This window comes from Pseudomonas sp. 32A (assembly GCF_052682255.1).
Genome location: NZ_JBQYLY010000001.1, coordinates 1,753,510 through 1,779,531, shown reverse-complemented (window position 1 = coordinate 1,779,531; position 26,022 = coordinate 1,753,510). Strand labels below are relative to the sequence as shown.

The 26,022-nt window shown below is 59.7% G+C and carries 30 protein-coding genes; 15 read left to right on the top strand and 15 right to left on the bottom strand.

Annotated features, from left to right (window positions below; all coding sequences use genetic code 11):
- Positions 1–53 precede the first annotated feature (53 nt).
- On the top strand, positions 54–935 hold the full coding sequence (locus tag ACUN0G_RS08155; RefSeq protein WP_445573086.1) for a LysR family transcriptional regulator: 882 nt from the start codon (positions 54–56) through the stop codon (positions 933–935).
- On the opposite strand, the gene ACUN0G_RS08150 is transcribed toward ACUN0G_RS08155, so the two are convergent.
- Positions 925–1,674 (bottom strand): sulfite exporter TauE/SafE family protein, encoded by a 750-nt coding sequence (locus ACUN0G_RS08150; RefSeq protein ID WP_076017415.1) that lies wholly within the window; start codon positions 1,672–1,674, stop codon positions 925–927. The two genes, ACUN0G_RS08155 and ACUN0G_RS08150, sit on opposite strands and share 11 nt — an antisense overlap.
- Before the next feature lie 108 nt (positions 1,675–1,782).
- Here ACUN0G_RS08150 and ACUN0G_RS08145 point away from each other — a divergent pair, with 108 nt between their 5' ends.
- From ACUN0G_RS08145 to ACUN0G_RS08130, 4 genes are all read left to right on the top strand, one after another.
- Positions 1,783–2,733 (top strand): LysR family transcriptional regulator, encoded by a 951-nt coding sequence (locus ACUN0G_RS08145; protein WP_076017344.1) that lies wholly within the window; start codon positions 1,783–1,785, stop codon positions 2,731–2,733.
- Positions 2,734–2,810: 77 nt separating this feature from the next.
- Positions 2,811–3,263, top strand: a complete 453-nt coding sequence (locus tag ACUN0G_RS08140) for a MarR family winged helix-turn-helix transcriptional regulator (protein ID WP_258344526.1) — start codon at positions 2,811–2,813, stop codon at positions 3,261–3,263.
- Positions 3,264–3,516: 253 nt separating this feature from the next.
- On the top strand, positions 3,517–3,936 hold the full coding sequence (locus ACUN0G_RS08135) for an organic hydroperoxide resistance protein (RefSeq protein ID WP_076017342.1): 420 nt from the start codon (positions 3,517–3,519) through the stop codon (positions 3,934–3,936).
- Between the two features lie 26 nt (positions 3,937–3,962).
- Positions 3,963–4,979, top strand: coding sequence for an alpha/beta hydrolase (locus tag ACUN0G_RS08130; RefSeq protein WP_445573085.1), 1,017 nt, complete (start codon positions 3,963–3,965; stop codon positions 4,977–4,979).
- A gap of 66 nt (positions 4,980–5,045) precedes the next feature.
- On the opposite strand, the gene ACUN0G_RS08125 is transcribed toward ACUN0G_RS08130, so the two are convergent.
- Together ACUN0G_RS08125 and earP are read right to left on the bottom strand one after the other, a co-directional pair.
- On the bottom strand, positions 5,046–5,618 hold the full coding sequence (locus tag ACUN0G_RS08125; RefSeq protein WP_003218698.1) for an elongation factor P: 573 nt from the start codon (positions 5,616–5,618) through the stop codon (positions 5,046–5,048).
- 49 nt (positions 5,619–5,667) lie between these two features.
- Positions 5,668–6,801, bottom strand: a complete 1,134-nt coding sequence (gene earP, locus ACUN0G_RS08120; RefSeq protein WP_445573084.1) for an elongation factor P maturation arginine rhamnosyltransferase EarP — start codon at positions 6,799–6,801, stop codon at positions 5,668–5,670.
- Between the two features lie 131 nt (positions 6,802–6,932).
- Between earP and ACUN0G_RS08115 the strand changes: the two genes are divergently transcribed.
- The gene (locus tag ACUN0G_RS08115; RefSeq protein WP_017477373.1) at positions 6,933–7,301 is read left to right on the top strand and encodes a hypothetical protein; all 369 of its coding nucleotides are present in this window, start codon (positions 6,933–6,935) and stop codon (positions 7,299–7,301) included.
- 15 nt (positions 7,302–7,316) lie between these two features.
- Positions 7,317–7,799, top strand: a complete 483-nt coding sequence (locus tag ACUN0G_RS08110; RefSeq protein ID WP_177026766.1) for a GreA/GreB family elongation factor — start codon at positions 7,317–7,319, stop codon at positions 7,797–7,799.
- 5 nt (positions 7,800–7,804) lie between these two features.
- Here ACUN0G_RS08110 and cysB read toward each other — a convergent pair whose 3' ends face one another.
- The 5 genes from cysB to ACUN0G_RS08085 form a co-directional block, all read right to left on the bottom strand.
- The gene (gene cysB, locus ACUN0G_RS08105) at positions 7,805–8,779 is read right to left on the bottom strand and encodes an HTH-type transcriptional regulator CysB (protein ID WP_003218707.1); all 975 of its coding nucleotides are present in this window, start codon (positions 8,777–8,779) and stop codon (positions 7,805–7,807) included.
- A 105-nt stretch (positions 8,780–8,884) separates the two neighbouring features.
- Positions 8,885–9,385: a universal stress protein gene (locus ACUN0G_RS08100; protein ID WP_445573083.1), complete on the bottom strand. Its 501-nt coding sequence runs from the start codon at positions 9,383–9,385 to the stop codon at positions 8,885–8,887.
- 63 nt (positions 9,386–9,448) lie between these two features.
- Entirely contained in the window at positions 9,449–10,366 is a 918-nt protein-coding gene (locus tag ACUN0G_RS08095) for a 5'-nucleotidase (protein ID WP_445573082.1), read from the bottom strand.
- Between the two features lie 14 nt (positions 10,367–10,380).
- On the bottom strand, positions 10,381–11,346 hold the full coding sequence (locus tag ACUN0G_RS08090) for a putative 2-dehydropantoate 2-reductase (protein ID WP_445573081.1): 966 nt from the start codon (positions 11,344–11,346) through the stop codon (positions 10,381–10,383).
- On the bottom strand, positions 11,343–11,735 hold the full coding sequence (locus ACUN0G_RS08085) for a thioredoxin (RefSeq protein WP_167662558.1): 393 nt from the start codon (positions 11,733–11,735) through the stop codon (positions 11,343–11,345). The genes ACUN0G_RS08090 and ACUN0G_RS08085 overlap by 4 nt, the downstream gene beginning before the upstream one ends.
- On the opposite strand from ACUN0G_RS08085, the gene ACUN0G_RS08080 reads away from it, so the two are divergent.
- Positions 11,734–12,168: a PilZ domain-containing protein gene (locus tag ACUN0G_RS08080; RefSeq protein WP_063032096.1), complete on the top strand. Its 435-nt coding sequence runs from the start codon at positions 11,734–11,736 to the stop codon at positions 12,166–12,168. The genes ACUN0G_RS08085 and ACUN0G_RS08080 overlap by 2 nt on opposite strands.
- Before the next feature lie 133 nt (positions 12,169–12,301).
- Positions 12,302–13,378 carry a 3-deoxy-7-phosphoheptulonate synthase gene (locus ACUN0G_RS08075; protein ID WP_017477367.1) on the top strand — a complete coding sequence of 359 codons (1,077 nt, stop codon included), beginning with the start codon at positions 12,302–12,304 and terminating at the stop codon, positions 13,376–13,378.
- 114 nt (positions 13,379–13,492) lie between these two features.
- Here ACUN0G_RS08075 and ACUN0G_RS08070 read toward each other — a convergent pair whose 3' ends face one another.
- Positions 13,493–13,774, bottom strand: a complete 282-nt coding sequence (locus tag ACUN0G_RS08070) for a GNAT family N-acetyltransferase (RefSeq protein WP_003189869.1) — start codon at positions 13,772–13,774, stop codon at positions 13,493–13,495.
- Between the two features lie 626 nt (positions 13,775–14,400).
- Between ACUN0G_RS08070 and oprI the strand changes: the two genes are divergently transcribed.
- A complete protein-coding gene (gene oprI / locus ACUN0G_RS08065; protein ID WP_003172710.1) occupies positions 14,401–14,652 on the top strand; it encodes an outer membrane lipoprotei OprI in 252 nt (83 codons plus the stop codon).
- 132 nt (positions 14,653–14,784) lie between these two features.
- On the opposite strand, the gene ACUN0G_RS08060 is transcribed toward oprI, so the two are convergent.
- The 3 genes from ACUN0G_RS08060 to ACUN0G_RS08050 form a co-directional block, all read right to left on the bottom strand.
- The gene (locus ACUN0G_RS08060; protein WP_258344520.1) at positions 14,785–15,753 is read right to left on the bottom strand and encodes a L,D-transpeptidase family protein; all 969 of its coding nucleotides are present in this window, start codon (positions 15,751–15,753) and stop codon (positions 14,785–14,787) included.
- 72 nt (positions 15,754–15,825) lie between these two features.
- Positions 15,826–16,119 carry a hypothetical protein gene (locus ACUN0G_RS08055; protein WP_003218723.1) on the bottom strand — a complete coding sequence of 98 codons (294 nt, stop codon included), beginning with the start codon at positions 16,117–16,119 and terminating at the stop codon, positions 15,826–15,828.
- 58 nt (positions 16,120–16,177) lie between these two features.
- A complete protein-coding gene (locus tag ACUN0G_RS08050; protein WP_445573080.1) occupies positions 16,178–16,783 on the bottom strand; it encodes an arylesterase in 606 nt (201 codons plus the stop codon).
- 10 nt (positions 16,784–16,793) lie between these two features.
- Here ACUN0G_RS08050 and ACUN0G_RS08045 point away from each other — a divergent pair, with 10 nt between their 5' ends.
- Together ACUN0G_RS08045 and ACUN0G_RS08040 are read left to right on the top strand one after the other, a co-directional pair.
- Complete coding sequence (locus ACUN0G_RS08045) at positions 16,794–17,477, top strand: ABC transporter ATP-binding protein (protein WP_010176179.1); 684 nt, start codon at positions 16,794–16,796, stop codon at positions 17,475–17,477.
- Positions 17,477–19,987 carry an ABC transporter permease gene (locus ACUN0G_RS08040; protein WP_421524706.1) on the top strand — a complete coding sequence of 837 codons (2,511 nt, stop codon included), beginning with the start codon at positions 17,477–17,479 and terminating at the stop codon, positions 19,985–19,987. The genes ACUN0G_RS08045 and ACUN0G_RS08040 overlap by 1 nt, the downstream gene beginning before the upstream one ends.
- Before the next feature lie 46 nt (positions 19,988–20,033).
- Here the strand turns inward: ACUN0G_RS08040 and greB are convergent, their stop codons facing one another.
- The gene (gene greB, locus ACUN0G_RS08035; protein WP_445573079.1) at positions 20,034–20,507 is read right to left on the bottom strand and encodes a transcription elongation factor GreB; all 474 of its coding nucleotides are present in this window, start codon (positions 20,505–20,507) and stop codon (positions 20,034–20,036) included.
- A gap of 149 nt (positions 20,508–20,656) precedes the next feature.
- Entirely contained in the window at positions 20,657–21,868 is a 1,212-nt protein-coding gene (locus ACUN0G_RS08030) for a hypothetical protein (RefSeq protein ID WP_445573078.1), read from the bottom strand.
- 317 nt (positions 21,869–22,185) lie between these two features.
- On the opposite strand from ACUN0G_RS08030, the gene ACUN0G_RS08025 reads away from it, so the two are divergent.
- Genes ACUN0G_RS08025 through ACUN0G_RS08015 form a run of 3 tightly spaced genes read left to right on the top strand, consistent with a single transcriptional unit; the run spans position 22,186 to position 25,655 of the window.
- Positions 22,186–23,112, top strand: coding sequence for an ABC transporter ATP-binding protein (locus ACUN0G_RS08025; RefSeq protein WP_445573077.1), 927 nt, complete (start codon positions 22,186–22,188; stop codon positions 23,110–23,112).
- Positions 23,109–23,834 (top strand): ABC transporter permease, encoded by a 726-nt coding sequence (locus ACUN0G_RS08020; protein ID WP_445573076.1) that lies wholly within the window; start codon positions 23,109–23,111, stop codon positions 23,832–23,834. Before ACUN0G_RS08025 ends, ACUN0G_RS08020 begins: the two co-directional genes overlap by 4 nt.
- Positions 23,835–23,849: 15 nt before the next feature.
- The gene (locus ACUN0G_RS08015; RefSeq protein WP_445573075.1) at positions 23,850–25,655 is read left to right on the top strand and encodes a Gldg family protein; all 1,806 of its coding nucleotides are present in this window, start codon (positions 23,850–23,852) and stop codon (positions 25,653–25,655) included.
- Between the two features lie 4 nt (positions 25,656–25,659).
- Here the strand turns inward: ACUN0G_RS08015 and ACUN0G_RS08010 are convergent, their stop codons facing one another.
- The gene (locus ACUN0G_RS08010) at positions 25,660–25,968 is read right to left on the bottom strand and encodes a hypothetical protein (RefSeq protein WP_003218736.1); all 309 of its coding nucleotides are present in this window, start codon (positions 25,966–25,968) and stop codon (positions 25,660–25,662) included.
- Positions 25,969–26,022: the final 54 nt, after the last annotated feature.

Sequence of the window (26,022 nt, the reverse complement as noted above, 5' to 3'; positions counted from 1 at the left end):
GGGATGACTGAAGTCTGTGCCTGGGGCTATGATCAATCCAACGAATGTTTCTTATGCAATACATCTCGGAGATTGATCGATTGTCCAGCTACCCGAGTATCGACACTGAAGTGCTGCGCACCTTCGTCGCCATCGCCGATCAGGGTGGTTTCACCCGCGCCGGCGAGCAGGTCAACCGCACGCAGTCGGCGGTGAGCATGCAGATGAAACGCCTGGAAGAAGATGTGTTGCAGCGCAAGTTGTTCGAGCGCGATGGCCGCCAGGTACGGCTGACGCCGGAAGGCCAGGTGCTATTGGGCTATGCCCGCAGGATCCTGAAGTTGCACAGCGAGGTGTTCAACACCCTGCGCGAGCCGCACATGGTCGGGCTGGTGCGCATCGGCACACCCGACGATTACGTGATGCGCTACTTGCCGGGGATTCTCAAGCGCTTCTCCAAGGCTTACCCGCTGATCCAGATTGAAATGCACTGCGAGTCGTCGCCGGTACTGATGCAGCGCCGGGACCTGGCCCTGACGGTCATCAGTCGTGAACCCGGAAATGAGATGGGCGAACTGCTGCGTAATGAGCGGATGGTCTGGGTGGCCGCCCCGTGTTTTTGCCTGGACGATCACAGCGCCCTGCCCTTGGCGATTTCCGGCATGGACAGCTTCTGCACCCAATGGACCCGCGCTGCACTTGATGCCATTGGCCGTGATTATCGCCTGGCGTACCACAGCTCCAACGGCGCGGCGATCCAGGCAGTGGTCGGCGCGGGCCTGGCGGTCACCGTCAGCATGGAGAGTCTGGTGACCGAGGACTTGCGGGTGCTGGGCAGTGAAGAAGGTTTCCCACCGCTGCCCTCGGTCAATCTGCGGCTATTGCGCAATCCCGGGATGACGTCACCGATTACCGAATGCCTCGCCGAATACATCCTCGAAGGCTTCAAACTTTAAAGGTCAGCATCACCGCGCAAACGGCCAGGAACCCGCAGAACAGCCCGCGCAACATACGCTCCGGCATGGCGTGGGCAACTTTCACGCCCCAACTGATGCTGAGCAGGCCGCCGACGGCCAGTGGTACACCGATGACCCAGTCCACTTCATGGTGCCAGGCGTAGGTCACCAGGGTCACGCTGGTACTCGGCAAGGCCAGGGCCAGCGACAGCCCTTGAGCGACCACCTGGCTGGTGCCGAAAATGCTGGTCAGCACCGGCGTGGCCACCACAGCGCCGCCCACCCCGAATAAGCCGCCCATGGACCCGGATGCTGCACCCAATACCCCCAGCCATGGCCAGGAATAGCGCATCTGCGCCGAAGGCGGTGCGTTGTGGGTAAACATTCGCAGCAAGTTGTAGGACGCCAATACCAGCAGAAAGGCGATAAACCCCACACGCATCACGTCAGCATCGATCCCCACCGCCCAGATCGAACCCAGCCAGGCGAAGGAAAATCCCATCACGCCCAGCGGCAATGCATGGCGCAGTTCGATCCGGTTGCGCTGGTGATAACGCCACAACGCGAGCATCACATTCGGCACCACCATCACCAGGGCCGTGCCTTGAGCGATCTGTTGGTCCAGGCCGAAGAACACGCCCAACACTGGAATCGCAATCAGCCCACCGCCAATACCAAACAAGCCACCGACAGTGCCCAACGCGACACCCAGTGCCAAATACAAGGCTAAATCTGCCACCACTTCGCTCCCGCCATTCCCGAGCCTTGCATGCTACGCAGTCCGCCCTGGCGCGGAAACGCACAGCAACGCACAATGGCTGTGCCAACTTCGCATAAGCGGCCGCTGATGAACCCTAATACGCTGACCGACCAACTGAGCCTGTTTCTGGATGTACTGGAAGCGGGCAGCTTTTCCGCCGCTGCGCGACGTCATCCGCTCACGCCCTCGGCGGTGGCGCGGCGTATCGACAGCCTGGAAAGCTCGGTGGGCAGCCGGCTGTTCCAACGCAGCACCCATGCGGTGGTGCCAACACCCGCCGGCCTGGCGTTTGCCGAGCGCGCCCGCCGGATCGTCAGCGAGCTGCAACTGGCGCGGGCCGAAGCGGTGTCGCTGAGCCATGCGCCTGAAGGGTTGATCCGCGTGGACGCCCCGGCCGCCTTCGGTCGGCGGCACCTGGCGCCTGCCATCGCCGACTTTCTCAACGTCTATCCAGGCCTGGACGTGCACCTGCACTTGATCGACAGCTTTGTCGACATGCAGGGCGAGCATTTGGGCAAGGTCGACCTGGTGCTGCGGGCCGGGCATATCGTCGACACCCGGCTGATCGCCACGCCCCTGGCCAGCATCGTGCGCATCGCCTGCGCCAGCCCGGCCTACCTCAAAAGCCGTGGCACACCGACTCATCCCAGCCAGTTGAACGAACACGACGGCCTGGACTGGGAAGGCCTGGCACCGATGTTCGCCTGGCGTTTTGAGTTGGACGGGCGCAAGGCCACCTACCGCCCGCAACGCATTCGCATGAGCGCCAACAACGCCGAAGCCCTGCTTTCAGGCGCCCTGGCGGGGTTGGGCATTGCGCACCTGCCCACCTGGCTCGCCAGCGAATACCTGGTGCGCGGCGAGCTGGTGCCACTGTTCTGCGAGAACGGCTTGCCGACACCTGAAACCGCCGGAATCTACGCCCTGCGTCTGGAACAACATGCCAATGCCCGCAGCCGGTTATTGCTGGAGTACCTCAAGGCCCGCTTCAGCCCGGTGCCGCCGTGGGATCTTGCGCTGCAAAGTGCTTTCGGCTGACCGAGCGGACAGAATTGTCTGGCGCGTTAAAGATTTGCCCGCTAGATTCGAAACCAGACATGTTTTAAGGCACTGCCATGACCAAGCCCCTCGATACCTGCGAATCCTTGCTGCTAGACAACCAACTGTGTTTTGCCCTGCATTCCACCTCGTTGTTGATGACCAAGGTCTACAAACCCCTGCTGCAAGCCCTCGGCCTGACCTATCCGCAGTACCTGGCCATGATGGTGCTCTGGGAAGAGGATGGATTGACCGTAGGTGAAATCAGCAATCGCCTGCTGACGGATCCCGGCTCCCTCACCCCCCTGCTCAAGCGCCTGGAAGCCGAAGGCCTGCTCAGTCGCACCCGCAGCCGTGAAGACGAGCGTGTAGTGGTGGTTGAGTTGACCGATGCCGGGCGTGCCCTGCGGGACAAGGCGATGGATATACCACAGTGCATTCTGGGCGCCAGCGGGCTGGACATCGAACAACTGCGCAAGCTGCAGGGCGATTTGCTGGTGCTGCGAAAAAACCTGCAAGTCTCCCTCTAACGGCACCACGCATCAAAAAATGTGGGAGCGGGCTTGCTCGCGAATGCGGTGTGACAGTCACTGGATGCATTGACTGATCCACCGCATTCGCGAGCAAGCCCGCTCCCACATTTGTTTGTGCAATACCTGGCTATCAAAGCAGGCAAAATATTTTTCAAATATATCTTGCGCGCTAATTATTAGCGCGATACATTCACCTCGCCATTTACTTAGCGCACAAACAATTAGCGCGAAAACTGACGAGGAAATCACCATGCAAACTCTCTATACCGCAGTAGCCACCGCCACCGGCGGCCGCGATGGTCGCGCTGTTTCCAGCGACAATATCCTCGATGTAAAACTCTCCACGCCAAAAGAGCTGGGCGGCGCGGGTGGCCAGGCCACCAACCCGGAACAACTGTTCGCCGCCGGCTACTCCGCCTGCTTTATCGGCGCGCTGAAATTCGTCGCCAGCCAGACCAAACGCAAAATCCCGGATGACGCTTCGATCACTGCCCACGTCGGCATCGGCCAAATCCCCGGCGGTTTCGGCCTGGACATCGACCTGCACGTCAGCCTGCCCGGCCTGGCCCAGGACGAAGCACAAAGCCTGGTCGACGCGGCCCACCAGGTCTGCCCGTACTCCAACGCCACCCGTGGCAACGTCGATGTACGCCTGCACGTGACCGTCTAACCCCACGCGGTTTTTTGGAGAAGAACATGAACACACTTGGCAAAGCACTCACCGGCACCCTGCTCGCCTTCTCGATCACCAATGCCTTTGCGGCCGGCGGTGACGTGGAGCACAACACCCAGGCGTTCCTGGATGCACTGAACGCCGGCACCGGCAAACCGATGGAGCAACTGACGCCCAAAGAAGCTCGCGCCGTGCTGACAGGTGCCCAGTCGGGAGTAAAACTGACGCTGCCCAAGGCCGACGTCAGCCAGAAGACCATTCAGGTCGATGGCCAGCCGCTGAGCCTGACCATCGTGCGTCCGGCCGGGGTCGAGGGCACATTGCCGGTGTTCATGTTCTTCCACGGCGGTGGCTGGGTGCTCGGGGATTTCCCGACCCACGAGCGGCTGGTGCGTGACCTGGTGGTGGGGTCGGGAGCGGCGGCGGTATTCGTCAACTACACGCCATCCCCTGAAGCGCACTACCCGGTGGCGATCAACCAGGCGTACGGCGCAACGAAGTGGGTGGCCGAACACGGCAGCGAGATCAACGTCGATGGCAATCGCCTGGCCGTCGCCGGCAACAGCGTCGGCGGCAACATGGCGGCAGTCGTCAGCCTGATGGCCAAAGACAAAGGCACACCGAAGATCAAGTTCCAACTGCTGTTGTGGCCGGTGACCGATGCAAACTTCGACACAGGCTCCTACAACCAGTTTGCCGAAGGCCACTTCCTGACCCGAAACATGATGAAGTGGTTCTGGGACAACTACACCACCGATGCCAGCCAGCGCGCCGAGATCTATGCGTCGCCGCTGCGGGCCACCACTGCACAGCTCAAGGGTTTGCCACCTGCGCTGATTCAGACCGCAGGCTCGGACGTGCTGCGTGACGAAGGCGAAGCCTATGCCCGCAAGCTGGATGAAGCCGGTGTGCCGGTGACCGCCGTGCGCTACAACGGCATGATCCATGACTACGGTTTGCTGAATGTCGTCAGCCAGGTACCGGAGGTTCGTTCGGCGCTGCTGCAGGCGTCCGAGGAGCTGAAGCAACACCTGAAGTAAAAACCGGCACCCACAAAAAAGCCCGACGCATGGTCGGGCTTTTTTATCGTACCGGTGGCGCAAGAATTACTTCTTGGCGCGACCTTTGTACGAACCACCTTCACGGGTGTCGATCTCGATCAGGTCGTCGATTTCGATGAAATCGGCTACTTGCAGTTCGGTACCGTTAGCCAGCTTGGCAGGCTTCATCACCTTGCCCGAAGTGTCGCCGCGAGCGGAACCTTCGGTGTAGGCAACCTTACGCACGATAGTGGTCGGCAGCTCTACGGAAACCAGACGGTCTTCGAAGAAGATAGCTTCGCAGACGTCTTCCATGCCTTCTTCCACGAACGGCAGAACGGCTTCGATGTCTTCAGCGTTCAGCTCGTACATGGTGTAGTCGGTGGTGTCCATGAACGTGTAGGTGTCGCCGCTGATGAAGGACAGGGTCGCTTCTTTGCGGTCGAGGATCACGTCGTCCAGTTTGTCGTCGGCGCTGTAGACGATCTCGGTCTTGTAACCGGTCAGCAGGTTCTTCAGCTTGGTCTTCATGATTGCGCTGTTACGACCAGACTTGGTGAACTCAGCTTTCTGAACCAGCCAAGGGTCGTTTTCGAGACGGATCACTGTACCGGGTTTCAGTTCTTTACCAGTTTTCATTGCGAATATCCGAAATTTGGATGGGATTTACAAAAATCAAGGTCGCGTATCATATCCAATTTACATAAAACTGTACCAGCGCCGTCGCAAGATCGGGCCGCGAGCCTTGTTCCAGAGCCCATTTCTCGGCATTCGCGGTCACTTCCGGCCAGTGTTCCAGCAGCATTTTCCAGCTATGTGCCATATCGCCATCAGCGTTCCAGGCTTGCCAAAGGCTGACCAACGCGGTTTTCGCGGCGGGTGACAGGCCGTTGGTATACAGCTCGAGGAAGGCATCGAGTTTGTCCAGGTGAATGTCTTCGTCCTGGCGATAGATGTGCCACAACAACGGCCGACCCGCCCATTGCGCCCGCACAAACGAGTCTTCACCGCGTACGGCGTTGAAGTCGCAACACCACAACAGGCGGTCGTATTGCTCCTGGCGCACGAATGGCAGCACTTGCACCGTCAGGGCATCGCGCTGGAGCACATCGCCGACGCTCAACGACTCGACACCAAGCCAGCGCTGCACGTCACCGAGAATTCGCCCTTCGGGCACCAGCAGATGAGTGGCGCGTCCATCGGCCGCCAGCACGTCGAGCCAACTGGCCAGCCCGGCGTTTTCATAGGCGAACAACGACATCAGCCGCGCACCGGCTGCCGGGAAAACCCCGAGCGCCTGCAAAAAGTGTTGCCGGGCGATGGCATCTTGCTGGAAGGCATCGCGCTGTTCCAGCAGCCCGTCCTCGCGCAGCAAGCCGCCGGTACCGGGACGGAACCCCGGAAAAAAGAAGTACTTTTGCACGCCTTTGAATTTCACCGACGGCAAACCGTGGCAACCCACGACCCAATCCTCGGCGCTCAGGTAATCCAGGTTCATCCACAGCGGCGTGCGTTCGCGCGCGGCCATCGCTTCCATATAGTCCGGCGGCAGTTGACAGGCGAACGCAGCGATCACCACGTCTGCCGCCTCGGTCACCGGCCAGTCGGAGGGCCAGTAGCGCACATCAACGCCCTCTTGCCACTGCTGGTGCACCTGCACGTCAATCTCGGGGCACATGCGTTCGAACGCCCGCAGGTCATCAACCCACAGGCGCACCGCACAACCGTGTTCCGCCACCAATTGCCGGGCCAGGCGCCAGGTCACGCCGATGTCGCCGTAGTTATCGACGACGCTGCAAAAAATATCCCAGCGGGCTTTCATTCCGGGCTCCAACGCTCAAAGGCTCGATTGTCCGTATAAATGCCTCGATTGCGAAGGGTTGATCGCGATTATTCTGCGCGTGGCTGTGGGACAATCGGCGCCATGCCGCACGTGCCTGCCAGGAGGCCATCATGTCTGATCGTTCGTTCTCGCTGTTCAAACTCAGTATCGCCGTGGCCTTCGGCCTGTGGCTGGGGTTTATCGCCATTGTGCTGAGCCTGTGGCTGGCGTCCCGCTACCTGCCTGAGCAAACCGTAGCCCCAGTGGCCCGAGTGGTGCAGCAGTTGGGCAAGCCGGAAGTGGTTGCACCGGAGCCGCCGAACCGGATGTTCGAGCAGTACCAGGAGAACCTGCGCAAGCAGGAGCAACAGCAGACCCTGGACCAGGCTCGCAACAACCCGCGCAACCTGTCCAACCCCAAATGCCAGTTCTGGCTGCAACAGGACCAGAACGCGCCCAACGACAAGAGCCGGGCCAACGTCCTGCAATTTTGCGATTGATCACGAAAGCCGCCCATGAATAAGCACGCCGTTCACCAACTGGTCCTGGACAAGCTCGCGGTCGATCTCGATATCGCCCAGCGCGCCGCGCAAACCGCGTATGAAACCGCGACCCACGAAGAAAACATCGCCGAGAACAAGTACGACACCCTGGGGCTGGAGGCGTCCTACCTGGCCGCCGGCCAGGCCCGGCGCGTCGAGGAGATCAAGCAGGCGCTGACGCTCTGCCAGAACATGCAACTGCGTGCCTACGATGATCAGCGCGGGATCGAGGTGGGCGCATTGCTGGGCCTGGTGGATGAAAACGATCGCCAGCAGTGGCTATTCCTGGCACCGGACGGCGCAGGATTGAAGGTTGATGTGGTGGGGCAACCGGTGACCGTCATCACCCCACGCTCGCCCCTGGGCAAAAGCCTGCTGGGCAAGTTCGAAGGGGATGAGGTGGAGATCCTGGTGGGGGGCGCTCGGCAACAGTTTGCTGTTACCGAGGTCAAGTAAGCCGATCAGTGAACCGGCAGTTCAACGCCGTCGAACAGTTCTTCCAGTTCCTGCTTGTTGTGGCACTGGATGGCCTTGGCCATCACTTCGCGCGTCAGGTGCGGCGCGAACTTCTCGATGAAGTCGCACATGAAACCTCGCAGGAAGGTGCCGCGACGGAAACCGATCTTGGTCACGCTGGACTCGAACAGTTCGCTGGCATCGAGCACCACCAGGTCGTTGTCGAGCTTGGTGTCGACCGCCATCTTGGCGACGATACCGACGCCCAGGCCCAGGCGCACATAAGTCTTGATGACGTCGGCGTCGGCCGCGGTGAACACCACTTTCGGCGTCAGGCCACGATGGCTGAAGGCTTCGTCGAGTTTTGAACGGCCGGTAAAACCGAACACGTAAGTCACGATCGGGTACTCAGCCAGGGCTTCCAGGGTCAGCTTAGGCAGCTTGGCCAATGGGTGACCTTGAGGCACTACCACGCAGCGGTTCCAGCGGTAGCACGGCATCATCACCAGGTCGCCGAACAACTCCAGGGCTTCGGTGGCAATCGCGAAATCGACGGTGCCGTCGGCGGCCATCTCGGCGATCTGCATCGGCGAACCCTGGTGCATGTGCAACGCCACGTCCGGGTACTGCTTGATAAAGCTGCTGATCACCGGCGGCAGCGCATAACGTGCCTGGGTGTGGGTGGTGGCGATCGACAGGGTGCCTTTCTTCTCGTTGGAGAATTCCTGGGCGATCTGCTTGATGCTTTCGACCTTGCGCAGGATCTCGCCGGCGGTGGTGATGATGCGCTCACCGGCCGGGGTGACGCGGGTCAGGTGCTTGCCGCTGCGTGCGAACACTTCAACGCCCAACTCATCTTCGAGCAGGCGGATCTGCTTGCTGATACCGGGTTGCGAGGTGTAAAGGCTTTGAGCAGTAGCGGAAACGTTGAGGTCGTGGTGCGCCACTTCCCAGATGTAGCGCAGTTGTTGAAGCTTCATATGTGTCCCTCAAAGCGGATAGACGCCACGGGTATCAGCGACGGTATATAACTATATTAAAGGTTAGACTTATAAATCTAGAACTTTTTATCGTTTTTCTACCCATCACACATCATCACTGCGGCGGCGCTGTAAAAGTGGCACCATGTACACCGGCACCTGAGACAGCTGCAGCACCCGTGCAGCGGTTCTTCCCAGGGGTGTCGCCACACCGACCGCCTGGCTGTGACTACCTACGATCAACAAATCCACAGAGAGTTTCTGCGACTGCTCGAGAATCACTTCACAGGGGTCGCCCTGGATCACCCGCACTGAACGGATCAACTTGAGGTCCTGCTCCCCTTCCCCCAGTTCCTCGCGAAAACTGTCGAGCACCCGTTGCTCGATGGTCGCCATCACTGTCGTCAGGCCCTGGCTTTGCCATTCACTCAAGGCCTTCTCATCAAGGTAGCTCTGCAACACGGATTCGGCGAACAGCCCGATGGGCTCGACCACGTGAATCACATACAGATCGGCCTTGAACGTTCGCGCCAGCGCCAGGGCATGTTGCATCACATAAGGTGCATATAGACCGAGGTCAGTGGCGTACAGCATCGAACGAATCATAGAACCTCCTGGGTAGCCAGGATGGCGGGGATTGATTCAGCTTAGCAGCGCCTTTGGCAGTGCTCAGCCCTCGGTCTGAATTTTCAACTCGTTACTGATGCCGTGGGGGACGTGCCCGGTGGCCACGAACTCCCGGGCCTTCTCGCAATGCCCTTCCTGGTCATCGAAAAACACATCGGCGGCAAAGGCCTCAAGGAATGCCGACTTCTCCAGGCCACCGAGAAACAGCGACTCGTCGAGACGGATATCCCATTCCCGCAGCGTGCGAATCACCCGCTCGTGGGACGGCGCCGAACGGGCGGTGACCAGCGCGGTGCGGATCGGGCAGGACTCGTCCGGGAACTCACGCTGCAACAAGTTGAGCGCCGCCAGGAAGCCCTTGAAGGGTCCGCCGCGTAACGGCTCGCGGGCCGACTCCCGCTCGCTGGCCTGGAAGGCTTCAAGACCTCCCGACTGATAGACGCGCTCGGACTCGTCGGAAAACAGCACCGCGTCACCATCGAAGGCGATCCGCAATTCAGCACTCGAGGCCCGACGTGCACCGCCCGACAGAATCGTCGCTGCGGCAAACCCGGCATCCAGGGCGCTGCGCACATCCTCTGCATGGGTGGACAGAAAGAGGTGGCAACCAAACGCCGCCAGATAAGGATAAGGACTGCGCCCGCCGACAAACGCGGCGCGGGAGATATCCAGCCCGTAATGCTGGATCGAATTGAACACCCGCAGGCCGGTGTCGGCACTGTTGCGCGACACCAGCACCACCTCGACCCGGGCACGGCCGAGGCTGGCGTTGAGGCTCAGGAGTTTCTTCACCAGCGGGAAGGCGTCGCCGGGCTCGAGGGTTTCATCCTCGTGGTCGATCTGGTACTTGCGATAGGTCTCGACCCCTTGGGCCAGGTAGACCTTGTGGCTTTCGCTCAGGTCGAACAGCGCCCGCGAGGAAATCGCCAGCACCAGTTTGTCGCCCAATCCCTTTGCCATGGTGTTCCCCCCAATCAGCGGTTATGCCGATCCATAAAACTCAAGGTCTGGTACAGCGCCTGCATTCTTGGCAATTCACAACCCGCCGCCTTCGCCGCCGCCAAGGGGCGTGCGTAAATCGCCGCCAGTTCCAGCGGGCGCTTGTGCACGTAATCGTGATACATGCTGGGCAGGTAGTCATCCATGCTTTCAGTCATGGTGAACATCTGCCCGGCGTAACTGGCGGGGATTTCATGCCCGCAGGCGTGGGCGCCCTGCACCACTTCGGCCATCAGCGCCTGGATCAGTTCGCGGCTGGATTCATCCGCCATCATCGCCGTGGTGCCGGTGCCGAACACGACGGAGAGACCGTTGTAAGGTACGTTCCACACCAGTTTATACCAGCGTGCCTGATGCACATTGGCCATGGCCTGGGAGTCGATACCGGCCTGGTGAAACAGCGCGGCGCCTTCTTCGACAATGGCCTGCCGATGAGTATCATCGTTGGCCGCGGGGCCACTGTGGTAACCCAGGTTGACCCGACCCAGCGCCTGATGCTCGACAATCCCGGGACCGGAACGGTGCACGCCGATGTAACACAGGCCACCCAGCAGGTGCAGCGACGGCGGCAGGTGTTCCCGCAGGCTGTCTTCGACATCGAGGCCGTTTTGCAGCAGCACGACCTTGGCGTCCGGGGCGGCAATCTGGGCGATGGTCGGGGCCAGCTCGACATTCCCCGTGGACTTGGTGCCCACCAGCAGCCAGTCGCACGGCGGCATGTCGGCGGCGCGGGCATAGGCCTGCACCGGGTGCAGGTGCAGGGTTCCGTGGAGGGTGCTGTTGAGTTGCAGGCCGCGCTCGCTGACCGCCGCGTACTCGCTGCGCAGCAGGAAATGCACATCGAAACCGGCACGCGCGAGCATCACACCGTAGAAGCCACCAATGGCCCCGGTGCCAATAATCCCGATCCGGGGCGACTGTGTTCTTTCAACTTCGGTCATGGCAATTCCTCTGGTATTCGTTTGAGCGCCTGCTGCACACCCTGAGTCAGGTCGCCGGCGGTCAGACGCGTCAGTGACGCTAATATTCCATGGAATTTCCCGTCGCACACCACAAACAACGCCGGCAGATGAAAGATTTCGTAGCGCTCTACCGCGCCGCCATTGTGGCCTGCGTCCACCCAACAGACCCGGTCCACGGGCAAATCCCAACCGGGCAGTTGCTGATGCAGGAAGCGGCAGCGCGAGCATCCGTCACCGGTGAACACCACCAGCGAGGTGCCGGGAAGCCCCAATAATTGCTGGTCGATATCCAGATCGGTAAGGTGCAGTTCTTTCACTATACTGCTGCCACCGCCGTCAACTGGACGGTGCTCGGAGTCCGTGTGCATGGGTCGTTTCTTTCCTCACCCTGATGATGTCGCTGTCGAATTAACCCAACGTCCCATTTCCGGCATTTCCCGCCAACGGCTGCACACTATCGGCCTGGGCGGCGTCGCATGCAATTACCCACGCGCCTGGCGCCAGGGCACCGCCATCGAGATGCGCATCCCGTCATTGGGCTTCACGGCCCGCTACCCGGGCTATGTAGCGTGGTGCCGCAAGGCTGAAAACGGCTACCGCGTCGGCATCACCTTTACCGACGAGCAAGCCTTGTTCGGGGCACGGATGGGCGAGCAAGTGTGCCAGATCCAACGTTACTGCCGCCTCCACGAAGGCGCCAGGCCAACACCCCGGCAGAGCGAAGCCCTGGCCCGGGAATGGGTCACCCGCCATGCCGGCGAGTTCTCCCATGAGGCTTTTGTGCAGCCAGCGCTGGATTAAAGCGGCCTTTGCCCATTGTCTCGCAGCCTTGTAACGCGCTAAGGTTCGGCTCCCCGCTGCACTTAAATCATGCTGTGCTCCGCCGCACGGGGTTCGCTGGCGGCCGGCACCCGTGACCCTGACGAGTAACACGATGGCTGATTTACCGATCAACGACCTTAACGTCGAATCCAACGAGACCCTGATCACGCCCGATCAGCTCAAGCGCGAAATCCCCCTGAGCGACGCTGCCCTGCAGACCGTCACCAAGGGCCGCGAAGTCATCCGTGAGATTCTCGACGGCACCGACCACCGCCTGTTCGTGGTCATCGGGCCGTGCTCGATCCATGACCTCAAGGCTGCCCACGAATACGCCGAGCGCCTGAAGGTGCTGGCGGCAGAAGTGTCCGACACCTTGTACCTGGTGATGCGCGTCTATTTCGAGAAGCCGCGCACCACCGTCGGCTGGAAAGGCTTGATCAACGACCCGTACCTGGACGACTCCTTCAAGATCCAGGATGGCCTGCACATCGGTCGTCAACTGCTGCTGGACCTCGCGGAAATGGGCCTGCCGACGGCAACCGAAGCCCTGGACCCGATTTCCCCGCAGTACCTGCAAGACCTGATCAGCTGGTCGGCGATTGGTGCACGTACCACCGAATCCCAGACTCACCGGGAAATGGCTTCCGGCCTGTCCTCGGCTGTGGGCTTCAAGAACGGCACCGACGGCGGCCTGACGGTGGCGATCAACGCCCTGCAGTCGGTGTCCAGCCCGCACCGTTTCCTGGGTATCAACCAGGAAGGTGGCGTGTCCATCGTCACCACCAAGGGCAACGCCTACGGTCACGTGGTACTGCGTGGCGGCAACGGCAAGCCCAACTATGATTCGGTCAGCGTGGCCCTGTGCGAACAGGCGCTGAACAAGGCGAAGATCAAGCCGAACATCATGGTCGATTGCAGCCACGCCAACTCCAACAAGGACCCGGCCCTGCAACCGCTGGTGATGGAGAACGTGGCCAACCAGATTCTGGAAGGCAACCAGTCGATCATCGGCCTGATGGTCGAAAGCCACCTGAACTGGGGCTGCCAGGCGATTCCAAAGGATCTGGCCGACCTGCAATACGGCGTGTCGATCACCGATGCCTGCATCGACTGGGCTGCCACCGAGACTACCTTGCGCAGCATGCATGCCAAGCTCAAGGACGTCTTGCCCAAGCGCCAACGCGGCTGAGCAAAGACTGCGGACACAAAAACGCCGGGCTAAACCCGGCGTTTTTTTTGATCGTTCCTACGCTTTGCGTGGGAATGCATCCTGGGATGCGCTGCGTCCCGCCCTACTCAATGCTCAAAGCTTTGCGGCATGGCGCTGGTGGCGCTCCATGTAGCGCTCCACATAGGAGCAGGACGGGATCACCGTATAGCCTGCCTCTTCGGCGAACTTCAACGCTTCCTCGGTGAGCGCGGCAGCAATGCCACGGCCTCGCAAAGCGTTGGGCACGAAGGTGCGATAGATATCCAGGGTCTGCTTCCCAAGGTCCATATAGGTCAGATAGGCACGATGACCGTCCACATTGGTCTCGAACTGATGACCAGCCTGGTCATGGTGGATGGACAACGCCTCGCTCATCACTACTCCTCGCGGGTCTTGGTTTCTGACCCCTACCTTACCGATGTTTTTCCGGCGAAGGAACATCTACGCCACCCGGTGCCGGTTTCGACAACGAGAAAAGCCACCAGTGCCTCGCACTAGCGCTCACAACCAACACAGGGAAATAGTAGGCGCCAATCGCACAATTGCTCAAGACGCGCTCGTCTTCCGTTGCGCTGGCGGACATAGAAAGGGCCAATCGAGCATCCTTAGGTCGATGGCCTGAACATTGCCGGCAGTTGAAGCTTGAGACGAACACGCGCTCTTAAAGTCACCTCAACATGCACAAAAGATACCGAACACCGAAAAGACAATCTGAACAATAGTGTCAGGGACGATATATAAAATGACTTATCTTTACATGGCTTAACACATGCCGGCCGGCCCTTTCAGGCTGGATCCAATCCTCGGCCGAGTGCAAGAATCTGGATATTTTTTATACAGACTCTCAAAAGATTAGCCAAAATAGATTGGCCGCGAGAATTTTTTTTGCTTCTTGCGCTACGTCAGTTTACTTACTACAAGTAATGGGTAGTATGTACGCCGGCTATTAGCTCACTCTGAGAGAGTAGTCATTTAATAGAAAGTCCTTGAAGGGGAACACGATGAACAACGTTCTGAAATTCTCTGCTCTGGCTCTGGCCGCAGTTCTGGCTACCGGTTGCAGCAGCGTCTCCAAAGAAACCGAAGCTCGTCTGACTGCAACTGAAGACGCAGCAGCTCGCTCCCAGGCTCGTGCAGACGAAGCCTATCGTAAAGCTGATGAAGCTCTGGCTGCTGCTCAAAAAGCACAACAGACTGCTGACGAAGCTAACGAGCGCGCTCTGCGCATGCTTGAAAAAGCAAGCCGCAAGTAATAATCCTTCGGGGTTGTTATCAAGCCGGTCCATTCTTGGATCGGCTTTTTTTTGCCCGCCATTTGGCTGGATTCCAGACAATAAAAAACCCGTCACCGCGCGAGGCGATAACGGGTTATGGATCGTGCAGGCTTATTGCTGCAGATCGACCGGCGTACTCGACACCATTGGCGCCCCGCCCGGCACACCAATTTCCGTCGGCAAACCGTCTTCGGCGGCAACCACGTCACGCACCTGGTCCCAGTTGACCCGCAGGTTGTTGGACAGGTCTTCACGCTTGAGCAAAGCGTTGATCACCGCGGTGTGCTTGTCGACTACCGACGGCGTGCCATCGTCGTTCAACGGCGTATGCGCTTCCAGGTAAACCTTGCCCCCGGCTGCGCCGAACTTGTAGGCGTCGTTGATAATCCGCACCGAGGTACCCACCGGCACCATGTCGGCCATTTCCAGCACGTTGTTGTTGAACATGCGGAAGCAACCGTGGCTGGTACGGGTACCGATGCCGAATTTCATGTTGGAGCCGTGGATCAGGTAGCCGGGCGTGCCCAGGGTGAACTTGAACGGCCCCAACGGGTTGTCCGGGCCAGCAGGCACCACGTTCGGCAACGGGTCGCCATTGGCGGCGTGTTCGGCCTTGATCGAGGCTGGCGGGGTCCAGGTCGGGTTCGGGATCTTGCCCGTGATCGTGGTGTGAGCCACCGGTGAACCCCAGCCTTCACGGCCAATCCCCAACGGGAACGTGTACACCACGTTCTGGCCCTTGGGGTAGTAATAGAGCCGGTATTCCGCCAGGTTGATCACGATGCCTTCACGGGGGCCGGGTGGCAGGATGAAGCGCGTCGGCAACACGATCTCGGTACCCGCCCCCGGCAACCAGGCATCGACGCCCGGGTTGGCCGCGACCATCTCCGAATAGCCCAGGTCGTAGGTGGTGCCCAGGTCAGCGAAGGTATCTTCGTACTTGGCTTTGATCACCTGGACCTGGCCAACGATATCTTCACCCGGTGGCGGCAAAGGCAACTGCAACGCTGCAGCGGAACCGGCCGCGCAGAGCGCAGCAAGAGACAGGCAGCAGGTGACGGCGGAAAGGCGCGACAACATCCGGGAATTCCTTCGCAGATCGACGGGTAGTAAAAAATGGATTGTACACGGCTGCCCGGCGGGCACCCATATTCAAAGTTCGAAGCGCAGCTCTGGCCAGATCGGCGGTGTGCCGCGCTTTTGCGACTCGAGGATCGCCCGGCACAGGGGGCACAAACGCTGGTCCTGAAAGATCGAGCGATCCACCGACGACCAGCGCGGCTGGGCGGGCAATAACGTACCGCAGAGGGTACGGTCAATCGACCCGCCCAACTCCAATTGACGCGTCACCAGATGCACCCGGACTTCCTGGCAGGCGAACAGATCCAGCTGTTCGTCAGGCTCGATCAGTTGGTAGGCAAACAGGGACCAGGCAGGACGCGACATCGGGGGCTCCAAATCGGGGGGGCGCCACCTTAGCCGAAAGACCGCTGCTAGAAAAGCGTCATAGCAGTGGTTTTAGCGTTGGCCAGACATTTTCCAGCAACTTGCCCTGCGCGCCAACCGCCGGGTGCAATTGGTCAGCCTGCATCAACTCGGGATGGCCGCCGACGCCTTCAAGGAAAAAGGGTACCAGCGGGACGCTTTTTTCCTTGGCCAGATCCCCGTAAACCTGCGCAAACGCGGTGGTGTATTTCGGGCCGTAGTTAGGCGGCAACTGCATGCCCAACAGCAGCACCTTGGCACCGCGAGCCTTGGACTGGTCGATCATCGATGCAAGATTTTGTTTCAATTGCGCAGGTGGCTGCCCACGCAGGCCGTCATTGCCGCCCAGCTCAATGATCACCAGGTCCGGCTTATGCTCTGCAAGCGCCGCCGGCAGCCGCGCCAGGCCTCCGGCACTGGTGTCACCGCTGATGGAGGCGTTGACCACTTTATCGTCGAAACCTTCGCTCTTGAGCCGTTGTCCCAACAACGCTACCCACCCTTTGCTGGTATCCAGTCCGAAACCGGCACTGATACTATCGCCAACGATCAGGACTGTACCCGCCGCTGCGTTCTGGGCCATGCACATCAAGGCCAGGCCAGCACTCAAAAACCACATTCGCATTGGATTCTCCATGGGCGCAAGCATTCTCACCGCGCGAAACCTTAGCAAAGTGGTTCCCAGCGCGGAAGGTGAACTGACTATCCTGCACGAACTGAGCCTGGAACTGAACAAGGGCGATAGCCTGGCTATCGTCGGCGCCTCCGGTTCCGGCAAATCCACCCTCCTCGGCCTGCTGGCCGGCCTCGACCTGCCGAGCAGTGGCGAAGTCACCCTCGCCGGCCAAGCCCTGAGTACCCTCGACGAAGACCAGCGTGCGCGCATCCGCGCCGAGCACGTGGGCTTTGTGTTCCAGTCCTTCCAGTTGCTCGACAGCCTCAATGCCCTGGAAAACGTGATGCTGCCCCTGGAACTGGACGGCCGCAAGGACGCCCGCGAACGTGCCAGGCACCTGCTGGAGCGCGTCGGCCTGGGCCAGCGCCTCACTCACTCGCCGCGCCAACTCTCGGGTGGCGAACAGCAACGGGTAGCGATTGCCCGGGCGTTTGCCGCCGAACCGGACGTGCTGTTTGCCGACGAACCCACCGGCAACCTCGACAGCCACACTGGCGAGCGTATCAGCGACCTGTTGTTCGAACTCAACAAAGAGAGCGGCACGACCCTGGTGCTGGTGACCCATGACGAGCGCCTGGCCCACCGCTGCCGCCGCCTGATCCGTCTTGAAGCCGGCCTGATGGTCGCGCCCCTGGAGCCTTGATGGCACGCTTGCCCTTGTTGCGCCTGTTCAGCCTTGCCCTTCGCCAGTTGCTGCGCGATGCCCGCGCCGGCGAATTGCGCGTGCTGTTTTTCGCCCTGCTGGTGGCCGTCGCCGCCAGCACCGCCATTGGCTACTTCGGTGCGCGCCTGAACGGCGCCATGATGTTGCGTGCCACGGAATTCCTCGCGGCCGACCTGGTGCTGGAAGGCAGCTCACCCGCCCGTACCGAGCAAATCCAGAGTGGTACCGAGCTGGGCTTGCAGCACGCCAGGGTCGTGGAGTTCTCCAGTGTTATTGCCACCGACAATGGCATCCAGCTCTCCAGCATCAAGGCGGTCAACGACGAGTACCCGTTGCGCGGCGAGCTGAAGAGCGCCGCAGAACCCTTCGCCGAGGAAACCGCCGGGGGTGGTCCCAAGCCCGGTGAAGCCTGGGTGGAAGCGCGACTGCTGACGGCACTGAACCTGAAAATCGGCGACAGCATCGACGTCGGCATGAAGACCCTGCGCCTGGCCCGCGTGCTGACCTACGAGCCGGACCGCGCCGGCAACTTCTATAGCCTGACGCCCAGGGTGATGATCAACCTGGCCGACCTCGACGCCACCGGCGTGGTGCAACCGGGGAGCCGTGTCAGCTATCGCGACCTGTGGCGCGCGCCCCAAGGCGGCACCGTACTGCAAACCTATCGCGACCTGGTCAAGCCCGGCCTGGCTGCCAACCAGCGGCTGCAGGATGCGCGCGACGGCAACCAGCAGATCGGCGGCGCCCTGGGCAAGGCCGAACGTTACTTGAACATGGCCAGCCTGGTGGCGGTGCTGCTCTCCGGCGTGGCCGTGGCGCTCTCGGCCAATCGCTTCGCCAGCCGACGCTTTGATGCCAGTGCCTTATTGCGCTGCCTCGGGCTGTCCCGGCGCGAGACCATGCTGCTGTTCAGCCTGCAATTGACCGTGCTGGGCCTGCTGGCCAGCCTGACCGGCGCCCTGCTCGGCTGGCTCGCACAATTGGGGTTGTTTGCGCTGTTGCATGACCTGCTGCCGGCGGACGTTCCACCCGGCGGGCTGTTGCCGGCGATTGCCGGGATTGGTACCGGGCTGGTCGCCCTCGCCGGTTTCGCCCTGCCGCCACTGGCCGCGCTGGGGCGCGTGCCACCGTTGCGGGTATTGCGGCGCGACCTGCTGCCGATCCCTTCCAGCACCTGGATGGTCTACGGTGCCGCGCTGTTCGCACTTGGCCTGATCATGTGGCGCTTGAGCCTCGACCTGGTACTGACCTTCGCCCTGCTGGGCGGCGGTGTGATTGCCGCACTGGTTCTCGGCGGTCTGCTCCTGCTCCTGTTGCAAAGCCTGCGACGCCTGCTGGCCCGTGCGTCCCTGCCTTGGCGCCTGGGGTTGGGCCAGTTGCTGCGTCATCCCTTGGCGGCGGCGGGCCAGTCCCTGGCATTCGGGCTGATCCTGTTGTCCATGGGCTTGATCGCGCTGCTGCGTGGCGAATTGCTCGACACCTGGCAAAACCAGTTGCCCAAGGACGCCCCCAACTATTTCGCGCTGAACATTCTGCCCGCCGACAAAGACACCTTCGGCGCACGCCTGCTGGAATTGCAGGCACAGTCTGCACCGCTGTATCCGGTAGTGCCGGGCCGATTGATCAGCATCAATGGCGCCCCGGTGCAGGAAATCGTCAGCAAGGACTCCAGCGGCGATCGTGCAGTACAGCGCGACTTGAGCCTGACCTGGGCCGCCGACCTGCCGCCAGGCAACACGCTGACGGCGGGTTCGTGGTGGACGGCGCAACCCACCGACGAGATTCCCGGCGTCTCGGTGGAGGCCAAGGTCGCTGACAGCCTGAAACTCAAGCTCAACGATCACCTGATCTTCACCGTCGGCGGAGAAAACCGTGAAGCGCGGGTTACCAGCCTGCGGGAGATCAACTGGGATAACTTCCAGCCGAACTTCTTCATGATCTTCCAGCCAGGCACCTTGAAGGACCTGCCTACCACCTACCTGACCAGCTTCTACCTGGCACCCGGTCATGACCAGCAGATCGTCGACCTGTCCCGGGCCTTCCCGGCCGTGACCATCCTGCAAGTGGAGGCGCTGCTTGAACAGCTGCGCAGCATCCTCGCCCAGGTCACCCTGGCGGTGGAGTATGTGCTGTTGTTTGTCCTGGCGGCGGGGATGGCGGTGTTGTTCTCCGGGCTCCAGGCAACCCTCGATGAGCGGATTCGCCAAGGTGCCCTGCTGCGGGCGCTGGGAGCAGAGCGCAAGTTACTGGTCAAGGCGCGGCGTATCGAGTTCGGACTGTTGGGCGCGGTCAGCGGCCTGTTGGCGGCGCTGGGTACGGAACTGGTGACACTGGTGCTGTATCGCTACGCGTTCGACCTGGTCTGGCACCCCCATCCGTGGCTATTGCTGCTGCCGGTGATCGGTGCGGTACTGATCGGCGGTGCCGGTGTGTTTGGCACTCGTCGCGCGCTGAATGCCAGCCCGTTGACGGTGCTGCGCGAGGGCTGAAAACGCAAATGGCCCGCACTCTATCAAGAGGGCGGGCCATCCGTTGTTACTTCACATATTCGATGGCGGTGATCCACCAGCACACTTCGCCACTCGGGGTCTGCACGAGTGCCTCGTCATCCACTTCTTTGCGCAGCAACGCACGCGCCATGGGTGAGTCGATGGAGATGTAGTCCATGCGTTCATAGATCTCATCGTAACCTACGATACGAAAGCGCTTGGTCTCGCCCTGTTCGTTTTCGATCTTCACCCAGGCGCCGAAGAACACCTTGCCTTCCTGCTCCGGCATGTACTCCACCACGCGCATGTCTTCCAGACGCTTGCGCAAATAGCGCACCCGGCGATCAATCTCCCGCAGCAGCTTCTTATTGTACTGGTAGTCGGCGTTTTCGCTCCGATCTCCCAGGGAAGCGGCCCACGTGACTTTACGGGTGGTATCAGGACGCTTTTCTCGCCACAGGTAATCAAGCTCCTTTTTCAGGGCTTCATGACCTTCTTTGGTAATCAGCTTGGTGCTCAAAAGCTCTACATCCCCTGGAAGTTTCCAATGTTCAGACCCGCTGCTGCATCCGGCACAACGCATTTAACGCCCGATGCCAGCGGTGGAGGTCGATGATAAATGAACAGAGGAAAGTAGCCAGACCTACCGATGGATTCTGCCCCTCAGCGTCAATCTGCATCTTGCCCAAGCTGCCGGCTTTCAGGCTGGCTGCGTCCGGTCTCAGCCAGCCGTGCAAGCGACTCGTCCAGGGTTTGAAGCGCGCCCCTCAGGTTTTCCCGCAGGACAGGCAACTGAACCAGTGCAGCCGTCAGTTGCTGCTCCTTGTGACTGACCAACCGTTCACGGTTCTGCACCTGGGCTTCCTCGCTCTCCAGGTAGCGTGCACGCTCGTCCATTCGACGCTGCTCTGCCTGGTTTAACACCGAGCACCCCGCCAGATGCTCCTCCCGGGCAGTCAGCGTGCGGGCCAACTGTTCCAGGGAAGCTTCTTTTTCGGCAACTTTCTCGGCACTCCGTTGAATCTCCTGCTCAAGCTCGAGCTTTTCCTGGCGCAGTTCGAGGCGTCGTTGCTCAAGTGCTTCCTCCTGCTTGAGCACGCTGAGCTTTTGCTGCGTCAACTCTTGCGCCACTCGGGAAAGATTGGCCAGCGTATCGTCCACCTCGAACAGGGAGGGCGTTTCCTGCCGGGCAGGCAGCGGCGCCTGGTGGGTGGGTTCAGGCTGTGGCGCTACCGGAGCCTGCGGAGGCACGACGACTACCGGCGCCTCGATGGGCGGCTCGATCAGTGGCTCGGTTATCTCGAACATATCCACGGGTGCCTGTGACACCGGTTCGGGCAACGGCGGCGGGGGCTCGGAAGCGTCCGCGGCCCTCGTAGGAGAAATCATCCTTGAGGAGAAACGAATCGAAGGGACAATCAACGAGTTGCTTTCGATGGCGGGCAAACCGGGCGTCGAGGTTCCCAGGGTAATGACCTTCATCACCAGGGATTTCTTGATCGTCAACGAATGATGATCTTCAGGCCTGGCGGCAGGCAGCTTGCAGCCTTTGAGGTCAACAAAATGATAAGGAATCTGAGCTTCGCCGGTGTTTGCGGACTTGGTACCGGATGCTGCGGCAAGCGTCAGTATTTGCTTGAAGACATGGGTCGCTATTTGCAGGTCTTCCTTGGAATCTATCGCGCCCAGAAAGTACCGATCGGACTTTTTGCGCAACGCTGCGATGTATACCCGTGAACTACCGGGTTCTGTCTCTTCATCCAGGCTATAGGCAAGGAAGTTCGAAGCGATCTGAGCCACTGCAAAACCACACAGCAGTGCGCCGTTGACCGGTGCATCATGCCCGGATTGTTCAAGAACAAGGGTACGTAGAAGCAGCATGACGTTCAGGCTCCATTTCAAATTGGCAGAACAAATACACGCCAAATAAACAACGACAGTAATTAAAACATCAAAAGCCTAACAATTGTTTCAGCGAGCCATCGCTTGACACGTAGGACTTATCTTATTCACGCGCTTCAACGTTTCCAAGGCTGCCTATTGAACGTACCATTTTTTAACAAAACGACCCTGGACACGCGCATAACAAAATATTTCAACTTTTGACTTTTCGAACATTCACAACCTGCCACTCATGCAGGTTATTCGAGGTCTCGGCTTAACCGAGCCTTGCCATAAACATTCAGTAGAAAAGCATAATGATCGAGATAACGAGCCTGACAAAAAGGATGGGCGGGAAAAACATCATCCACGACTTTTCATTCAATGCCCAACCTCAGGAATGCCTGGGATTGTTTGGAAATGACGGTGCGGGAAAAACAACTATCGTCAAAATGATAGCAGGCTCGATTCCCCCCTCTTCAGGCCATGTAAAAGTATTCGGTAACGATATTGTCCTCAATACACTCCAGGCGAAGAAAATCACCGGCTACCAGCCAGAACGATGCCTGAGCCATAGCGTAATGAGCGTAAAGGGCTTCCTCAGCTTTATTGCCGACATGCGCGGATTCCGCGGCGCGGAAAAACGCAAGATGATTGACCGCGCGGCCGCACGGCTTGAACTTTGCCGGATACTCAAATACTCCATCGAAACCCTCCCGGCAGGGTTGAAACGTAAAGTAGCCATCGCTCAGGCAATCCTGCATGAGCCCAGCCTGCTGTTGCTCGATGAGCCAACGGCAGGTCTGAATGCCGACCAGAAACACAAAGTCAGAATGCTCATCAAGTCGCTGACCGACGAAATGACGATCATTGTCGCGTCCCGCACGCCCGAAGCGTTGACCGGGATTTGTAATCGGGCACTGATCATCGCCGACGGTCAATTAGTGGCAGACACTTCCTTGTCCGAACTGCAGCGCAGTTCCCGGCATTACCAGGCAGTCACCCTTGCAGCCGACACGCCGCTGGACCTGCTGGCCCTGGCGGTATTACCCGGGGTTGCCGGCATCGAGGAAGACCGCGAGACGCCCGGCACAGTGACCGTACTCGCCATGCCGGGGCAAACCATTTACCCCCATATCAACGCACTGATCACCCAGCGCCGCTGGAAAATCAATACCCTGACCCTGGAGCCCGGACGCCTGGATGACGTTATCCATCACATGAGCCAGGAGGCTTCGGTTTGAAACTTCTACCGGTCATCATCAAGCGTCAACTGGCCAGTTACTTTTCCGCGCCCATCACTTACCTGAGCACTGCTGTTTTCCTGACCGCCGCCGCTGTATGTGGCTTCTATACAAGTCAGCTACTGGAACAAAACAGCGTTGACTTGCATGGCTTCTTCCAACTGCACCCATGGCTTTATTTGCTGTTGACCCCTGTGCTTTCCACACAACTTTGGGCGGATGAACACACTGCGGGCTCCATGGACTTCCTGAGCACCCTGCCCGTCACGGGTTTCGAGAGGGTGGTCGGGAAGTTTTTGGCGGCCTGGATTGTTTCTGGCGTTGCCTTGATATTGACCTTTCCCATCGTCATCACCGTCAATTACTTTGGAAACCCGGACAATGCCGTCATTGCATCCCAATACTTTGGAAGTTGGCTACTCGCCGGAAGTTATCTATCGGCGGGCAGTTTTATCTGCACACTGACACACCATCGCCTCATCATATTTACGGTCACCCTGTGTTTACTGCTGGTCGCCAGCGGATTGTCTTCCATTCTTGATGCCATTGAACATCAAGCGCCGATCTGGCTCATCGACCGCGTTACGTCACTCAGTCCTTCAACCCGCTTTGACGCCATGGACCAAGGGGTACTGGCGCTTCAAGACAGTTTGTACTTCATCAGCATCATCGTCACCTTTCTCGCCATGACGACCATTGCCCTGAACGTCAGAAACCGTTGAGAAGGACACGTCGCGATGAGAACGCCGTTAAGCGCCAGCCTCACAATCATCACTCTACTGTTACTCTTTCTTGCTTTTAACCTGGTGTGGGCACTGAAACTCCCAACTATACGGCTGGATTTTTCAGAACATAAAATCCATACATTATCCGAACCTGTACGGACACTGCTCGCCTCACTGGAGCGACCGGTTGACCTGTACTTTTTCAACTCAAGCAAACATCCAAAAAAATCCAATGCCGTGAAAAGCTACGCCAAGCGGGTCGAGTGGTTGCTCAAGGAGTATGAAAAAGCGGCAAAGGGCAAAATCAACCTGCACCTCATCGATCCCAAGCCTTTTTCGGAAGACGACTACAAAGCCAGGTTACTGGGGCTTGACGACCAACAAGGATTCTTCGGCCTTGTCGGTACCAGCACGGGTCATGCGCCACATAGCATCCAGGCATTCAGCCTGGACCGGGAGTCGCTGCTGGAATATGAGATCAGCCACCTGCTTCATAAAGTAATCCACCCGGAGCAACCGGTGATAGGCCTGATATCCACGCTGCCAATGGACGGCGAACGGGATGAGCAGAGCGGCGTGAATACGCCTCCCTGGCAGTCATTGCAGGCGCTGCGCCGCCAATTCAACCTTGTTAGCCTGGAGCCAGGCATCGAGAAAATTCCCGAACACATCAAAACCTTGATGGTGGTCCATCCCGGCAAACTGCCTGACCCTACTCTGTACGCAATCGATCAATTCGTATTGGGTGCAGGCAGGTTGATGATGTTTATCGACCCGCTTGCCGGGCTGGATACCAGCGTCGCAGCCCTGGAAAACGTCAGACTGGACGCATTGCTGACTGCCTGGGGCGTCCAGATGCACGCGAATAAGGTAATCGCCGATCATGACCACGCCACTTCAGTGATCATGACCACAGGCCAGCCTGCGGTGCGCCATCCTGCTGCACTGACTTTGCCGCGCCACGCGATGGCACAGGATGACATCAGCAGCTGGAAGCTCCACAGCGTCAATGTCTTGAGCAGCGGAGCGCTGGCCCCCGCCAAGAAGAGCCGCATGACCTTCACCCCGCTGCTGCAAAGCTCCGGGCAAGCGGCCTTGTTTGATGCTGAGCGCTTTGCCCTGCCGGCTCAGTTCGATTCGCTGATTTCCGAGGCTGCCGCCCGTGGTCAGCAACAGGTCATCGCCGCCCGCATTGAGGGGCCTGCCTACTCTGTCTTTCCTGATGGGATCAGCGGGCGTAAAGCCGGCTTGCAAAAGGCTGTGCACATCCATGTCGTGGTAGTCGCGGACACCGATCTGCTCAGCGATCGTGTGGCTGGAATGCTCCACGACAACCACGCGCCGAGTGGCCCCTCGTCAGATAACGCGATGTTTGTCTTGAACACCCTGGATAACCTGACCGGGCCTGACACCCTGATGAATGTTCGCCCCCGCACAGGTGGCGGTCGATCGCTGCAGGTGTTACAGGCAATGCGCGAAGACGCGGCACGGGCCTTCCAGGAAAAGTCCGCCGAACGAACGCAACGCCTGGACCAAACGGAAAAGGAATGGCAATTGCTGAACCCCCGGACGGCCTCGCCGGGCGCCCAAGTCGTAACTTCCAACGCATTGCTGCAAGCGCTCAACAGGGAACGCTTGCGACTGCCCATGGAAATTCAAGCGCTGAAGGTTCAGTCATACGCCGAGGTGCACGCCCTGGAGCGCAAAGTGAAACTGCTCAATATCCTGCCTGTGCCGCTGATACTGTGCCTGATTGCGTGGGGTATTTTCCTGCTGCGCCGCCGTCGCCTGCATCTGTCTCCTACGGCGTTTCACTGAGGGCTCAGCGCCGGGCTATCAGCCCTTGCCGGGCTATCCGGGTCAACTGGCGTATCACTTCGCCCGCGTCGCTGGCACTGGGGGCTTGAATAACGGCCAGGTCAAAGCTGTTGGACGCAAAGCGCGCAAGGGAATCGCCGTCTTCGACAAACTGGATCAAAAAGGCCGAAGGCCGCCCCGTGCGACGTGGCCAACCATCCAGATAACGCAGTAGCGTCGGCTGGTGCTTGCCGCCCAAGAGGATTTTCGGATTGCGTTGGGTAAGGTCCGCGGTGATCGGGGCCAGGCGTATAAGGGGGCGTAATGCATTCATCGTGTCGTGTCTCTGCCTCAAAAGTCTGCGGGCAGGTGAGAGGCAACACCGAAC